The organism is Pseudomonas tohonis, assembly GCF_012767755.2.
Classification (GTDB): domain Bacteria; phylum Pseudomonadota; class Gammaproteobacteria; order Pseudomonadales; family Pseudomonadaceae; genus Metapseudomonas; species Metapseudomonas tohonis.
Window position 1 is genome coordinate 1,328,338 of the sequence record NZ_AP023189.1, and the last position, 14,722, is coordinate 1,343,059.

The 14,722-nt window shown below is 66.5% G+C and carries 9 protein-coding genes and 1 tRNA gene; 7 read left to right on the forward strand and 3 right to left on the reverse strand.

Going from position 1 to position 14,722, the window contains the following annotated elements:
• Positions 1 to 23 precede the first annotated feature (23 nt).
• Positions 24 to 99, forward strand: a tRNA-Thr gene (locus tag HSX14_RS06190).
• Positions 100 to 160: 61 nt separating this feature from the next.
• On the opposite strand, the gene nadC is transcribed toward HSX14_RS06190, so the two are convergent.
• Positions 161 to 1,009 (reverse strand): carboxylating nicotinate-nucleotide diphosphorylase, encoded by an 849-nt coding sequence (gene nadC / locus HSX14_RS06195; protein ID WP_173173295.1) that lies wholly within the window; start codon positions 1,007 to 1,009, stop codon positions 161 to 163.
• Positions 1,010 to 1,330: 321 nt separating this feature from the next.
• On the opposite strand from nadC, the gene HSX14_RS06200 reads away from it, so the two are divergent.
• The 4 genes from HSX14_RS06200 (at position 1,331) to HSX14_RS31535 (ending at position 7,486) form a co-directional block, all read left to right on the forward strand.
• On the forward strand, positions 1,331 to 3,670 hold the full coding sequence (locus tag HSX14_RS06200; RefSeq protein ID WP_173173293.1) for a DUF1631 domain-containing protein: 2,340 nt from the start codon (positions 1,331 to 1,333) through the stop codon (positions 3,668 to 3,670).
• A 105-nt stretch (positions 3,671 to 3,775) separates the two neighbouring features.
• Positions 3,776 to 4,339 (forward strand): 1,6-anhydro-N-acetylmuramyl-L-alanine amidase AmpD, encoded by a 564-nt coding sequence (gene ampD / locus HSX14_RS06205; RefSeq protein ID WP_173173291.1) that lies wholly within the window; start codon positions 3,776 to 3,778, stop codon positions 4,337 to 4,339.
• Positions 4,336 to 5,172, forward strand: a complete 837-nt coding sequence (gene ampE, locus HSX14_RS06210) for a regulatory signaling modulator protein AmpE (RefSeq protein WP_111263632.1) — start codon at positions 4,336 to 4,338, stop codon at positions 5,170 to 5,172. The genes ampD and ampE overlap by 4 nt, the downstream gene beginning before the upstream one ends.
• A gap of 1,609 nt (positions 5,173 to 6,781) precedes the next feature.
• Entirely contained in the window at positions 6,782 to 7,486 is a 705-nt protein-coding gene (locus HSX14_RS31535) for a methyl-accepting chemotaxis protein (RefSeq protein ID WP_420803756.1), read from the forward strand.
• A 162-nt stretch (positions 7,487 to 7,648) separates the two neighbouring features.
• Here the strand turns inward: HSX14_RS31535 and HSX14_RS06220 are convergent, their stop codons facing one another.
• Positions 7,649 to 8,437, reverse strand: coding sequence for a TatD family hydrolase (locus tag HSX14_RS06220; protein WP_173173287.1), 789 nt, complete (start codon positions 8,435 to 8,437; stop codon positions 7,649 to 7,651).
• An 84-nt stretch (positions 8,438 to 8,521) separates the two neighbouring features.
• Positions 8,522 to 10,105: a peptide chain release factor 3 gene (locus tag HSX14_RS06225; protein WP_173173284.1), complete on the reverse strand. Its 1,584-nt coding sequence runs from the start codon at positions 10,103 to 10,105 to the stop codon at positions 8,522 to 8,524.
• A gap of 563 nt (positions 10,106 to 10,668) precedes the next feature.
• On the opposite strand from HSX14_RS06225, the gene HSX14_RS06230 reads away from it, so the two are divergent.
• Both HSX14_RS06230 and HSX14_RS06235 read left to right on the forward strand, forming a co-directional pair.
• Complete coding sequence (locus HSX14_RS06230; RefSeq protein WP_173173282.1) at positions 10,669 to 11,832, forward strand: type III PLP-dependent enzyme; 1,164 nt, start codon at positions 10,669 to 10,671, stop codon at positions 11,830 to 11,832.
• Positions 11,833 to 12,054: 222 nt separating this feature from the next.
• Positions 12,055 to 14,658 (forward strand): sulfite reductase flavoprotein subunit alpha, encoded by a 2,604-nt coding sequence (locus HSX14_RS06235; RefSeq protein WP_173173280.1) that lies wholly within the window; start codon positions 12,055 to 12,057, stop codon positions 14,656 to 14,658.
• Positions 14,659 to 14,722: the final 64 nt, after the last annotated feature.

Here is a 14,722-nt window from a genome sequence, read left to right on the forward strand (position 1 = left end):
TCAATGCTAAATTCCGCCCCGCCGCCGGTGTAGCTCAGTAGGTAGAGCAGCGCACTCGTAACGCGAAGGTCGCAGGTTCGATTCCTGTCTCCGGCACCAGCTCAGACAAAAAGCCCCGCTTAGGCGGGGCTTTTTGTTGGACGCTATATAAAGAAAAAGGTCAGATGCTCAGGCGCATCGACAGGTCGACGGCCCTGACATCCTTGGTCAGGGTGCCGATGGAGATGTAGTCGACCCCTGTCTCGGCAATGGTGCGCAGGGTGGTGTCGTTGATGCCGCCGGAGGCTTCGAGCTTGGCGCGGCCGGCGGTGAGGGTGACGGCGGTGCGCATGTCGTCGAGGCTGAGTTCGTCGAGCATGACGATGTCGGCGCCGGCGGCCAGGGCCTGGTTCAGTTCGTCGAGGCTTTCCACTTCGATCTCTACCGGTTTGCCGGGGGCGATGCGGTGGGCGGCGGTGATGGCTTCGGTGATGCCGCCGCAGGCGGCGATATGGTTTTCCTTGATGAGGAAGGCGTCGTACAGGCCGATGCGGTGGTTGTGGCCACCGCCGCAGGTGACGGCGTACTTCTGCGCCAGGCGCAGGCCGGGGAGGGTCTTGCGGGTGTCCAGCAGCTTCACCTGGGTGCCCTGTACCAGTTCCACGTAGTGGGCGACGCGGGTGGCGACGCCGGAGAGGCACTGGAGGAAGTTCAGCGCGCTGCGCTCGCCGCTGAGCAGGGCGCGGGCGGGGCCTTCGAGGTGGAACAGCGGCTGGTTCGGCTGCACCTTGTCGCCATCGGCCACCTGCCAGTGCACGGCCACCCGTGGGTCGATCTGACGGAACACCGCATCGACCCACGCGGTCCCAGCAATGACCGCCGCTTCGCGGGTGATGATGGTGGCGTGGGCCAGGCGCTCCTCGGGGATCAGTTGGGCGGTGATGTCGCCGCTGCCGACGTCCTCGGTCAGGGCGCGGCGCACGTTGGCTTCGATTTCCGCGTTCAGGTCGGCGAGTTTGAGGTTGGGCATGGGATGCTCCGCTGCAGAATGGCGCGATTATAGAGGCAGGCGACCGCTGGTACAGCGTTGGTGGCAACTGTCTTGGGCTTTCTGCTAGATATTCAGGGGATGGGTAGGTCTGACAGAGGCCGGCCTACAAAGGGCAGGGACATCTGTGACGTATTTCATGTCTGGAGGAAATCTCCCCTTGGTTGCGACGTGAGTATCCCTATAATGATTCTGACTTTCTCTATTTGACGCCAGAAGCTTGACGTTAGGGATAACTCCCCGTTTATAGCTGTGCAACCAGCGAAGCCCCCTAGTTCGGGCGCTGGTTGCGGGAGATTCGCTATGCAGACCGACGCGAACGTGGTGCCCCTGAACAAGGGCGCCTCCGAGCTATCGCCAACTTCGCCGGTAGGAAGGCTGCCCGTGGCACTTATCCAGGTGCGCGACAAGGCTGCACAACAGCTGAAGCAAGCGCTGCAGGCGCTGTTCGACAACGCGGACGACACCCTCTTCCAGATGGCCGACCGTGCGACCAGCAACGCCGAGCAGAACGCCTTCTTCGAGGCGATGCGCGACTTGCGCCTGAAGCGCAAGAGCATCGAGCGCGGCTTCCTGCAGAAAGTGTTCGAGACCTTCTCCAACCTCAACCAGTACGAGATCGGCAAGCCGCCGGTACTGGATGCGGTGTCTTTCGAAAGCCTGAGCCTGGTGCAGAACGACGAGCTGGAAGAGTCCGTCGCCCTCGACGCCATGGTCGCCAAGGTAATGAGCCGTGACGGCATCGCCCTTGGCCACCTGACCACCCGCCTCAACACCCTGGTCACCAAGAAGATCGAGGACAAGAGCAACCCGCTCGGCCCGCGCGCACTGTGCGAAGCCTTCCTCGATGCCTGCCGCAGCCTGGGTGTGGAGATCAAGGTCAAGCTGATCATCTTCAAGCTGTTCGAGAAGTACGTCCTAAGCGACCTCGACCAGCTCTACGCCGAATCCAACCAGGCGCTGATCACCGCCGGGGTGCTTCCCGAGCTCAAGTCCGCGCCGCCGGTCCGTCGTCCCCAGGGGCGCACCCCGGGTGCCGCCCGCTCCGCCCAGGCCGCCGAAGGTGGCCAGGTTGCCGGTGAAGGCGCCTATATGGACGAAGGCGTGCAGGAAGTCTTCGGTGCCCTCCAGGAGCTGCTGTCCCAGGTCCGCGGTTCCGGCACTGGCGCCGGGATCGGCATGGGCCGTCGCGAGGTACCGGCCGATGCGGTGCCCATCACCAGCAACGACCTGATGCGCCTGCTCTCGCACCTGCAGCAACACCTGCCTGCGCAGAACGCAAGTGATGTCGACCTGCGCTTCCAGCTCGACAACCTGCTCACCCGCGCCAGCGCCAAGAGTGGCAAGTCCCGTGTCGTGGGCCAGGTGGACGACGACGTCATCAACCTGGTGTCGATGCTCTTCGAGTTCATCCTCGATGACCGCTCCCTGCCGGACTCGCTCAAGGCCCTGATCGGCCGCCTGCAGATTCCGATGCTCAAGGTCGCGGTGCTGGACAAGACCTTCTTCAGCCGCGGCAGCCACCCGGCGCGCCGGCTGCTCAACGAGATCGCCTCGGCCGCCATGGGCTGGAGCGAGCAGGACGACGTCCAGCGCGATGCCCTGTACCAGCGCATCGAGCAGGTCGTGCTGCGCCTGCTGAACGATTTCGTCGACGACCCGACCATCTTCTCCGACCTGCTTTCCGATTTTCTCGCCTACACCGGTGACGAACGCCGTCGCAGCGATCTGCTGGAACAGCGCACCCGTGATGCCGAGGAAGGTCGCGCCAAGGCCGAGCTGGCACGCCAGCAGGTCGAGCAGGCCCTGAACGAGCGCCTCCTGGGCCGCACCCTGCCCGAAGTGGTGGTGCGCCTGCTGCAGGAAGCCTGGAGCAAGGTCATGCTGCTGACCTGCCTCAAGCACGGCGTCGGCTCCGAGGAATGGCAGGCCACCCTGTCGACCATGGACGACCTGATCTGGAGCGTGGAGTCCCACGAAGCGCCCGAGGCGCGCATGCGCTTGCTGGAGCTGGTCCCCGGCCTGCTCAAGGCGCTGCGCGAGGGGCTGACCAGCGCCGCCTTCGACCCGTTCTCCACCAGCGAATTCTTCAGCCAGCTGGAAACCCTGCACGTGCAGGCCTTCCAGCGCTTCAAGCGCGTCGAGCCCGAGCCGGTACCGGCTCCGGTGGTGGGCGCCGAGGAAGGCCAGGAGCCGGGCGCCATCGCGGAAATCGAGATGCCCCTGCTCGACCTGCCCGCCGACCTGGAGGTGGGCATGCCCGCCGAAGCGCCGGCGATGGTCGAGGTGGTGGAGGAGATCGTCCTGCTCGCGCCGGGCGAGACCCGTGCGCCCGAGCCCGAAGCCGCCCTGCCGGACGACGACGAAGCCCTGGCCCAGGTCGACAACCTGCGTGTCGGCAGCTGGGTCGAGTTCCAGGAAGACGAGGAGCACAAGGTGCGCTGCAAGCTGGCGGCCATCATCAAGCCCACCGGCAAGTACATCTTCGTCAACCGCACCGGCATGAAGGTGCTTGAGAAGACCCGCATGGGGCTGGCCGTCGAGTTCCGCCGCCAGGCCATCCGCCTGCTGGACGACGCCCTGCTGTTCGACCGTGCGCTGGAGTCGGTCATCGGCAACCTGCGTCGACTCAAGGGCGCCTGAGCCCTCGCTCCACCCACGATGCCCGGCTTGCCGGGCGTCGTCGTTTCAGGGCCTTGGCCCTGGGCTTCGCCTGCTCTAGAGTGTCCGCCAACCAAGGAGCCCACCATGCAGCCGGACCCCGCGACAGGTTGGTGCCAAGGCGCCCGCCACTGCCCCTCGCCGAACTTCAATGCCCGCCCGGAGGGGGAGATCTCCCTCTTGGTCATCCACAACATCAGCCTGCCGCCCGGCCAGTTCGGTACCGGCAAGGTCCAGCAGTTCTTCCAGAACCGGCTGGACGCCGCCGAGCATCCCTATTTCGCCGACATCGCCGCCATGCAGGTCTCGGCGCACTTCCTCATCGAGCGCGACGGCGCCGTCACGCAGTTCGTCTCCTGCCTGGAGCGTGCCTGGCACGCCGGCAAATCCGTCTTCGAGGGCCGTGAGAACTGCAACGACTTTTCCCTCGGCATCGAGCTGGAGGGCACTGACGACCAGCCCTATTCCGAGGCCCAGTACACCGTGCTCGGCCAGCTCGCGCGCGGCCTGCTGCGTGCCTATCCCGGCATCACCCCGGAACGTGTCCGGGGGCACAGCGACATCGCTCCCGGGCGCAAGACCGATCCCGGGCCCGCATTCGATTGGGCGCGCTTTCGCGCCAGCCTGCACGACAAGGAGGTAGACGCATGAGTTTCCTGGTTCTCCTGCTGGTGCTCTGGGTGGAGAAGTTCTCCAGCCTGCGCCAGCGCATCCAGCAGGACGGGCCCTGGCTGCGCCAGCTGGCCCGCCTTTCCGGCAACCCGCGCCTGGCCGGGCGCCCCTGGGCGATCCTCGGCCTGCTGGTGGTGCTGCCGTTGGTGGTCCTGGCCCTCTTGCTGATGGCCCTGCAACCGCTCGCCTACGGTTGGCTGGCTTTGCCCTTGCACCTGCTGGTGGTGATCTACGCCCTCGGGCGCGGCGACGTCCAGGCGGACCTCGGCTCCTTCCGCGATGCCTGGCGCCGGGGTGACGTTCAGGGCGCCTACCACGTCGCCGAGCGTGACCTGGGCCTCGAGGTGGAGGAGGGCGATGACCTGCTGCTGCGGGTCCAGGGGCATCTCGTCTGGCAGGCCTACCAGAGCTTCTTCGCGGTGATCTTCTGGTACTTCCTGCTGGGCCCGGTCGCGGCCCTGGCCTATCGCCTGCTGGCCCTCGCCGCCGAGCACGCCGAGGAGCCCGCCCTGCGCGAGCGCGCCGCGCAGATGCGCCATGCCTTCGATTGGGTGCCGGTGCGGGTGCTGGCCGCGAGCTTCTCGCTGGTGGGCAATTTCGTCGCGGTCAGCCGCGTGCTGCTGCATGAGTTGCTGAACTGGGACATCGCCGCCGAGCGCTTCGTGGTCATCGCCGGGCGCGCCGCCGGAGAGCTGCCGGACGACACGGCCGGCGAGGCGGGCGTGGCCAGCCTGGATGCGCTCTGGCACCTGCTGGTCCGGGCCGCCGTGCTCTGGTACGCCGGCTTCGCCCTCTGGACCCTTCTGTTCTGACGATGCGACCGGCGGCGCAATGCCGCCGGTCCGGCCCGCGCCAGCCGGGTCGCGCTCCGCGCTTTCTTAACCTTAAGTTACAGAATGTTCCGCCGATATCAGGTACACAGTTCCTGCACCGTGCCGGGTATTTCGTGACATGCATCACGTTTATCGCTCGGCATCGGTAGTCCTTATCTGTCACCCACAGGTCGGACGATCTGGGACGGCCGCACTGCCAGATGCGATCCTTGGCCGCCCCCGAGGCGACCCATAAGAATAATTAGGAAACAGGAGACGTCTTGTGAAGACCGTGTTGTATCCGGCCATCGCGCTGATGAATCGCCTCAGCTTCGGCATGAAATTCAGTCTGATCAGCGTGTTGTTCTTCCTGCCGATGCTGGTCACCAACTTCTACCTGGTGCGCGAGTCCTACCAGGAATTCGTCAGCACCCGTTCCGAGCTGGAAAGCCTCGACCTGCTGGGCGCCAGCCAGGGCATCCGGCGCAACCTGGAAAACCTCAACGACCTGGTGCTGATCAATTCGCTGATCGGCCAGTCCGGGCAGGCCGGCGATCTCGATACGCGCATCGGCAAGCTGGAGAAGGACCTGGCCGACGCCCTCGAAAAACTCGCACCCGTCACCACCGATCCGGAACAGGTCGCCGAGTTCAACAACAAGCGCGAGGAGATGCTCAAGGGCCTGCAGGCGGCCGGGAAAGAGACGTCCCTGCAGAGCAAGAGCGCCATGATCGAGAAGCAGCTGGGCAATGCCCAGGTGTTCATCAAGCTTGTCGCCAGCCAGGCCGGCCTCAGCCAGGACAGCCAGCGCGACGTGCGCCAGGTGGCCGAGCTGGTCACCGGTGTCACCTCGACCGTCACCGCCGCCATCAGCAAGGGCCGCGCCATCGGTGCCTATTCCCTGGGCCAGGGCTTCCTCAATTCCGCCGCCAGCACCAAGCTGGACGACCTGCTGCTGGAGCTGGAGAAGATCGGCTCCGAGTACGGCCTGAAGATCCAAGACGCCCTCAACGGCAACCCACGCGCCCAGGCGGCCCTGGCCGACCTCGGCAACGCCAGCCGCGAGACCCTCAAGCAGAGCGCCACGCTGTTCGAGGACCAGGTGATCATGGCCGACACCCTCGACACCCCCTGGCCGCAGTTCTACGACCAGGTCACCGCGCAGATGGACAAGACCTACCAGCTCAATGACGCCGCGCTCGGCTTCCTCAAGAGCGAGCTGGAAAAGCGCCTCGGCGAGAAGCGCGCCCAGACCGTGCTGCTGGTGGTCGCCCTGGTGGTGGTGTTCCTCGCCATCGTCTACCTCTACAGCGGTTTCTACGTCTCCACCCGCACCACCCTCAAGAGCCTCGGCCGGGTCATGGACCAGGTCGCCGCCGGCGACATGACGGTCAACTTCCGCGCCCAGAGCCGCGACGAGCTGGGCGAGCTGGGCCAGGTGTTCAACGGCACGGTGGCGAAGATCCACGACCTGATCGAGCTGGTCGGCCAGACCGTCGTCGAGGTCGAGCGCCAGGCGGGACGCGTGCAGGACGTCTCGGAGGAGAGCAACCAGGCCGTCGCCGGCCAGCGCAGCCAGATCGAGCAGGTGGCCACGGCGATGAACGAGATGTCCGCCACCGCCCAGGAGGTCGCCCGCAGCGCCGCCGCCGCGGTGAACAGCGCGCACAGCGTGAACGAGGAGACCGTCAGCGGCCGTGCCCTGGTGGAATCCCAGCTGGGCAGCATCGAGCGCCTGGCCCAGGAGATCGAGCAGTCGGTGAACGTGATCAACCAGCTCGCCTCCGACAGCGCCTCCATCAGCCGTGTGCTGGAGGTGATCAAGGGCATCGCCGAGCAGACCAACCTGCTGGCGCTCAACGCGGCCATCGAGGCCGCCCGCGCCGGTGAGCAGGGGCGCGGCTTCGCCGTGGTGGCCGACGAGGTCCGTACCCTGGCCAAGCGCACCCAGCAGTCCACCGAGGAGATCGAGCAGATGATCGCCAAGCTCCAGGGCGGCGTCGGCGCGGCGGTCAAGGCGATGAACACCAGCCACCAGATGGCCGATGGCACCGTCAACCAGTCCGGCCGCGTGCAGCAGGCGCTGGAGAACATCCTGGGGGCGGTGGGCATGATCGTCGACCAGAACCAGCAGATCGCCGCCGCTGCCGAGCAGCAGACCGCCGTGGCCCACGACATCGACCAGAACATCGTCGAGATCAACAGCGCCGGCGAGCGCACCGCCCAGGGCGCCAGCCAGACCGAGCAGGCCAGCCGCCAGCTTTCCGAGCAGGTTGCGCAGCTCAAGCAACTGATCGGCGCGTTCCGCGTCTGATCCTTCTCTTCAGTGGGCCCCCGCGTTCGCGGGGGTGACGGGGCGGGTGGAGCTTCAGCGCACACCGTCAGCCCCACGAACCCTGCTGTGGATAAGTCCGTGGCGTTCCTATCGCGAGTGAATTCGCCCCTGCACGGGCTGCGGCATACGGCCTCGCCGGCTTCAGCCCGGTAGGGGCTCCCAGCCGAACAGCTCGCAGGCGTTGCGGCTGCTGGCGGCGGCGAGCGCGTCCGGGGATATGCCCAGCAGCTCGGCGAGATTGGCGCAGATATCCGGCAGGTACTCGGGGCTGTTGCGTTGCTGCGGGTGCATGGACGGCGCCATGTCCGGGGCATCGGTCTCCAGCACGATGGCCTCCAGCGGCAACTGCGGCACCACCTTGCGCAAGCGGTTGGCCTGGGGCCAGGTGGGGGCGCCACCGAGGCCCAGGCGGAAGCCCAGCTTCAGGTACTCGCGCGCTTCCTCGACGCTGCCGGCGAAGGCGTGGACGATGCCGGCCCGCTGCAGGCGGAAGCGCTTGAGGGTGGCGATCACCGCCGCATGGCTCCTGCGCACGTGCAGCAGCACCGGCAGCTGTGCATCGGCCGCGATGGCGAGCTGGGCCTCGAACAGCGCCTGCTGGGCGTCGCGATCGAGGTCTTCGAGGTAGTAGTCCAGGCCGATCTCGCCCACCGCGCAGAGCTTGGGGTGCCCGGCATGGGCCAGGAGCATCGTGCGCAGCTCATCCAGGTGGGCCAGCTGGTGTTCGCCCAGGTAGATGGGGTGCAGGCCGAAGGCGGCGTGGAGGTCGTCCTGGGTGGTGGCCAGCTCCCAGATGCGCCGCCAATTGCCCCGCGTCACGCCCATCAGCACCTGGCGCTTCACGCCCAGCGCACGGGCGCGGTCGAGCACCTCGGCGCGGTCGGCGTCGAACTCGGGAAAGTCCAGGTGGGTATGGGTGTCGATCAGCATCGGGGCGGCGGTCGCATCAGGGGATGGGGTTCAGCCTAGCCCAGAGGCGCCGCCGGCAAGCGGCGCCTCGATCGGCGCGCGCGATCAGTGGTGTTCGCGGGTGGCGCGGAACTTGATGTCCGGCCAGCGCTCTTCCATCAGGGCCAGGTTGACGCGGGTCGGGGCCAGGTAGGTGAGGTGGCCGCCGCCGTCCACGGAGAGGTTCTCCATGGCCTTGTCCTTGAACTCCTTGAGCTTCTTCTCGTCCTTGCACTGGATCCAGCGTGCCGACCACACGTTGATCGCCTCGTAGGCGCACTCGACCTTGTACTCCTCCTTCAGGCGGCTGGCGACGACGTCGAACTGCAGCACGCCGACCGCGCCGAGGATGATGTCGTTGTTGCGCTCGGGGAAGAACACCTGGGTGGCGCCTTCCTCGGCCAGTTCCTGCAGGCCCTGGCGCAGCTGCTTGGACTTCAGCGGGTCCTTCAGGCGCACGCGGCGGAACAGCTCGGGGGCGAAGTGCGGAATGCCGGTGAACCCCAGCGCCTCGCCTTCGGTGAAGGTGTCGCCGATCTGGATGGTGCCGTGGTTGTGCAGGCCGATGATGTCGCCGGCGAAGGCCTCATCGAGCTGCTCGCGCTCGCTGGAGAAGAAGGTCAGCGCGTCGGCGATCTTCACGTCCTTGCCCAGGCGCACGTGGCGCATCTTCATGCCCTTCTCGTACTTGCCCGAGCAGATGCGCATGAAGGCGATGCGGTCGCGGTGCTTGGGGTCCATGTTCGCCTGGATCTTGAACACGAAGCCGGAGAACTTCTCCTCGGTCGGCTCCACCACGCGCTCGTGGGCGGCGCGCGACAGCGGGCGCGGGGCCCAGTCGACCACGGCGTCGAGCACCTGGTCGACGCCGAAGTTGCCCAGCGCGGTGCCGAAGAACACCGGGGTCATGCGGCCCTGGTGGAATTCCTCTTCATCGAACTCGTGGCAGGCACCCTGTACCAGCTCGAGTTGCTCGACGAAGTCGTCATAGAGGTCGCCCAGGTGCGCGCGGGCCTCGTCCGAGTCGAGCTTCTCGATCACCTTGATCTCGGTGCGCTCGTGGCCGTGGCCCGGGGTGTAGACGATGATCTTGTCGGCGGCCAGGTGGTAGACGCCCTTGAAGTCCTTGTAGCAGCCGATCGGCCAGGTGATGGGCGCGGCCTTGATCTTCAGCACCGCCTCGATCTCGTCGAGCAGCTCGATGGGGTCGCGGATGTCGCGGTCCAGCTTGTTGATGAAGCTGACGATGGGCGTGTCGCGCAGGCGGCACACGTCCATCAGGGCGATGGTGCGCGGCTCCACGCCCTTGCCGCCGTCGAGGACCATCAGCGCCGAGTCCACCGCGGTCAGGGTGCGGTAGGTGTCTTCGGAGAAGTCTTCGTGGCCGGGGGTGTCGAGCAGGTTGATCATGTGCTCGCGGTAGGGGAACTGCATCACCGAGGTGGTGATGGAGATGCCGCGCTGCTTCTCCATCTCCATCCAGTCGGAAGTCGCGTGGCGGTCGGACTTGCGCGACTTCACCGTACCGGCGACCGCGATCGCCTTGCCCATCAGCAGGAGCTTCTCGGTGATGGTGGTCTTACCGGCGTCGGGGTGGGAAATGATGGCGAAGGTGCGGCGTTTGGCGACTTCGGCGGCCTGGATGGTCATGGATATGTGCCTGGCTGGAAACGGTTGCGGGCCATGCGCGGCCCGAAAAGCGCGGAATTATAGCGGGAAACGCCCGGTGGATCAGTCCGCATGTCGCAGGCGGCGCGCCCGGCCTTTTCGGCACCCCTCGGGGCGATGCGCCTGAACCCTCGCGGGCATCATCGGTCTGTCAGAAAAGAGGGCCATGATCGCCTGACCCGAGCACGCCCCGATGCGCTGCGAAGGCCGCCGGCAGCGGTTTTGTGCAGCATTCCATGACGGTTTGTTTTGAATGCCGAACAGTCAACAGGTAACGCGACAAAGGGATGCGATAAAGCGGCATTTTTTGATTGATCTGCGCTTCCCATGGTCCTAAAGTTCGCGCCCGAACGTCCATGCTGGAAACGATCCATCCGGCTCAAGTACTGACGACGAGAGGTTGGCAGCCGCAAGGCTGTAGATCCTCGGCGACATGCCTTGGGAAGTAGGCGAACCAAAGTGGGGAAACGGATTAGACGTTCAGGCTTTTCGCACCAAGCCCATCCCTTGCAACTTTTGTGTTTTTTGCCCAATGGAGCCCCAGTATGTCGATCAAGGTCGAAGACTATTTCGCACCCGCCACTTTCCAGCGCATGAAGGCATTCGCCGATCAGCACGACACCCCCTTCGTGGTCATCGACAAGCAGACCATCGCCGATGCCTATGACCAACTGGTCGGCTGCTTCCCCTTCGCCAAGATCTACTACGCGGTCAAGGCCAACCCGGCCACCGAGATCACCGAGCTGCTGCGCGACAAGGGCTCCAACTTCGACATCGCCTCCATCTACGAGCTGGACAAGGTGATGAAGACCGGCGTCGGCCCGGAGCGCATCAGCTACGGCAACACCATCAAGAAATCCAAGGACATCCGCTACTTCTACGAGAAGGGCGTGCGCCTGTTCGCCACCGACTCCGAGGCGGACCTGCGCAACATCGCCAAGGCCGCGCCGGGTTCGAAGATCTACGTGCGCATCCTCACCGAGGGTTCCACCTCCGCCGACTGGCCGCTGTCGCGCAAGTTCGGCTGCAACCCCGACATGGCCCTGGACCTGCTGATCCTCGCCAAGCAGCTGGGCCTGGAGCCCTACGGCCTGTCCTTCCACGTGGGCAGCCAGCAGCGCGACATCGACGTGTGGGACGCCGCCATCGCCAAGGTCAAGGTGATCTTCGAGCGCCTCAAGGAAGAAGACGGCATCACCCTGAAGATGATCAACATGGGCGGCGGTTTCCCGGCCAACTACATCCAGCGCACCAACGCCCTGGAGACCTACGCCGAGGAGATCACCCGCTTCCTCAAGGAAGACTTCGGCGACGAGCTGCCGGAAATCATCCTCGAGCCGGGCCGCTCGCTGATCGCCAACGCCGGCATCCTGGTCAGCGAAGTGGTGCTGGTGGCACGCAAGTCGCGCACCGCCGTGGAGCGCTGGGTCTACACCGACGTGGGCAAGTTCTCCGGCCTGATCGAAACCATGGACGAGTCCATCAAGTTCCCCATCTGGACCGAGAAGAAGGGCGAGATGGAAGAAGTGGTCATCGCCGGCCCGACCTGCGACAGCGCCGACATCATGTACGAGAACTACAAGTACGGCCTGCCCCTGAACCTGGCCAGCGGCGACCGCCTCTACTGGCTCTCCACCGGTGCCTACACCACCAGCTACAGCGCGGTGGAATTCAACGGCTTCCCGCCGCTGAAGGCCTTCTACCTGTAAGCGCCGCCCCGAAAGAAAGCCTGCCGCCGGCAGGCTTTTTTTTGCCCGCGTGGCGCCTGGCCGGCATCGGGTGCCATGGCGTGCGTGCCGTCGCGGCATGGGCGGGCTGCCGGGCGAAGGTAAATAGAAGGTAAAAACGCGTCGAATACCCTGTTTATGAAATTTATTCTCAAATAGAATCGCATCCCATATGAGAATCCTTGGCCTCCGTCCGACCGGCTGATGGCGGCTGCCCGTTTTCCACAAGGGGTCACCGTGTTCAAGAAAGTCCTGTTCCAGCTGCACTGGCTCCTCGGCATCAGTGCCGGCCTGGTGTTGTCCCTCATGGGCGTCACCGGCGCCGCCTACAGCTTCCAGGACGAAATCCTCGAATGGCTCAATGCCGACACCCTGCGCCTGGAGGTCAGCGCCGACGGCGTGCTGCCGCCCGCCGAACTGGTACGCCGGATCGAAGCCAGCGCGGGCGAGCAGGTCTCCGGCCTCTGGGTGGAGACCCAGTCCGGCGGGCCGGCCCGGGTGTTCTTCATGCCGGCGCCCGGCGAACGCCGTGGCCCGATGCGCTGGTTCGACCCCTACAACGGCAAGCTGCTCGATGACCCGGTCGGCCAGCCGTTCTTCGGCCTGATGCTGCAACTGCACCGCTTCCTCGCCATGGGCGAGACCGGCAAGCAGATCACCGCTGCCAGCACCCTGGCGCTGATCTTCTTCTGCCTCTCCGGCCTTTATCTGCGCTGGCCGCGCCAGGCCGGCAGCTGGCGCGCCTGGCTGACCCTGGACTGGGCGCGCAAGGGCCGCAGCTTCAACTGGGATCTGCACGCCGTGGCCGGCACCTGGTGCCTGGCGCTCTACCTCCTGGCGGCGCTGACCGGCCTGTTCTGGTCCTACGAGTGGTACCGCGCCGGGCTGCAGCGCCTGCTGGCCGATGCGCCCGTCGAGCAGCAGGCCAAGCCCGGCGAGCGCCGTGGCGAGCGCCGCGAAGGGGGCCGCCCGGGGATGCAGCAAGCGCCTTCCGGCCCGCCGCTGGTGGTGGACTACGATGCCGTCTGGGCCAGCATCCGCGAGGCCGCCGGCCCCGGCCTGAGCGCCTACAACCTGCGCCTGCCGCCGGTGGGCGGCCAGCCGGCCACGGTGTTCTACCTGCTCAAGGACGCCAGCCACCCGCGCGCGCTCAACCAGATCACCCTCGACCCGGCCACCGGCAAAATCGCCCGCGTCGAGCGCTACGCCGAGAAGAGCTTCAAGGCGCAACTGCTCACCAGCATCTACGCCCTGCACGTGGGCGAATACTTCGGCTTGCCCGGGCGCATCCTGATGATGCTGGCGAGCCTCGCCATGCCGTTGTTCTTCATCACCGGCTGGCTGCTCTACCTCGACCGTCGGCGCAAGAAACGCGCGATCAGGGCCGCACGCGGCGGCCTCGGCCAGGGCGGTGAAGGCGAACCCTGGCTGATCGGCTTCGCCAGCCAGAGCGGTTTCGCCGAGCAGCTCGCCTGGCAGAGTGCCGGCCAGCTGCAGGCCGCCGGCTTCCCGGTGCGTGTGCAGCAACTGGGCGAGCTGGATGCCGGGCAACTGGCCGAGGCGCGCAATGCCCTGTTCGTGGTCAGCACCTTCGGTGACGGCGAGGCCCCCGATACCGCTCGCGGTTTCGAACGCAAGGTGCTGGGCCAGGCCTCGCAACTGGCCGAGCTGCGCTTTGCGGTGCTCGCCCTGGGCGATCGCCAGTACCAGCACTTCTGCGGCTTCGCCCAGCGCCTGCAGGCCTGGCTCCAGGGCCAGGGCGCGAGCCCGCTGTTCGATACGGTAGAAGTGGACAACGGCGACCGCGGCGCGCTGCAGGACTGGCAGCAACGGCTGGCCACGCTGGCCGGCTCCAGCGTGGTGCCGGTGTGGACCGAGCAGCCTTTCGAAACCTGGACCCTGGACGCGCGCGAACACCTCAACCCCGGCAGCCAGGGCGAGTCCACCTGGCTGCTGCGCCTGGGCGCCCCGGCGGGCAGCCAGATCCGCTGGCAGGCTGGCGACCTGGTGGAGATCCTTCCGCGCCAGGCCGACTCGCGCATCCAGCGCTGGCTCGACCAGCACGGCCTGGACGGTGATGCCCCGGTGACCGTGGACGGCACCGCCCAGTCCCTGCGCCAGGCCCTGGGCGCGCGCCTGCTGCCGGATTCCTTCGAGCACCTGGTGGGCCTGCACCCGCAGGCGCTGCTGGATGCGCTGATCGTGCTCTCGGTGCGCCAGTACTCCATCGCCTCCCTGGAGAGCGACGGTGCCCTGGAGCTGATCGTGCGCCAGGAGCAGCATGCCGATGGCACCCTGGGCATCGCCTCCGGCTGGCTCACCCATCACCTGCCGACCGGCGCCAGCCTGCCGCTGCGCCTGCGTCGCAATGCCCGCTTCCACCGCCTGGAGGGCGAGCGACCGGCCATCTTCATCGGCAACGGCACCGGCCTCGCCGGCCTGCGGGCGCTGCTCAAGGCCAACATCGCCGCCGGCCACGGCCGCAACTGGCTGCTGTTCGGCGAGCGTAACCAGGCCCACGACTACTACTGCCGCGACGAGATCGAAGGCTGGCTGGCCGGCGGCGAGCTGGAGCGGCTCGACCTGGCCTTCTCCCGCGACCAGGCGCACAAGGTCTATGTGCAGGACCGCCTGCGCGAGGCCGGCGCCGAAGTCCGTACCTGGGTCGAGGCGGGCGCGGTGTTCTATATCTGCGGCAGCCTGCAGGGCATGGCCGACGGCGTCGATCGCGTCCTGCGCGAGCTCTTGGGTGACGAGGGCCTGGACCGCCTCGCCGCCGACGGCCGCTACCGCCGCGACGTGTATTGATCGGTTCATGGGCCGTGCTTCAGACCCGGGTGTGCTTCCCGGGCTGAAGCCTCGGCACCGGGGC

Coding starts and splice junctions, on each gene's coding strand:
- HSX14_RS06230 (WP_173173282.1), top strand. CDS start 10,669: ATGTCGATCAAGGTCGAAGACTATTTCGCACCCGCCACTTTCCAGCGC.
- HSX14_RS06220 (WP_173173287.1), bottom strand. CDS start 8,437: ATGCTGATCGACACCCATACCCACCTGGACTTTCCCGAGTTCGACGCC.
- HSX14_RS31535 (WP_420803756.1), top strand. CDS start 6,782: ATGTCCGCCACCGCCCAGGAGGTCGCCCGCAGCGCCGCCGCCGCGGTG.
- nadC (WP_173173295.1), bottom strand. CDS start 1,009: ATGCCCAACCTCAAACTCGCCGACCTGAACGCGGAAATCGAAGCCAAC.
- HSX14_RS06225 (WP_173173284.1), bottom strand. CDS start 10,105: ATGACCATCCAGGCCGCCGAAGTCGCCAAACGCCGCACCTTCGCCATC.
- HSX14_RS06200 (WP_173173293.1), top strand. CDS start 1,331: ATGCAGACCGACGCGAACGTGGTGCCCCTGAACAAGGGCGCCTCCGAG.
- ampE (WP_111263632.1), top strand. CDS start 4,336: ATGAGTTTCCTGGTTCTCCTGCTGGTGCTCTGGGTGGAGAAGTTCTCC.
- HSX14_RS06235 (WP_173173280.1), top strand. CDS start 12,055: ATGGCGGCTGCCCGTTTTCCACAAGGGGTCACCGTGTTCAAGAAAGTC.
- ampD (WP_173173291.1), top strand. CDS start 3,776: ATGCAGCCGGACCCCGCGACAGGTTGGTGCCAAGGCGCCCGCCACTGC.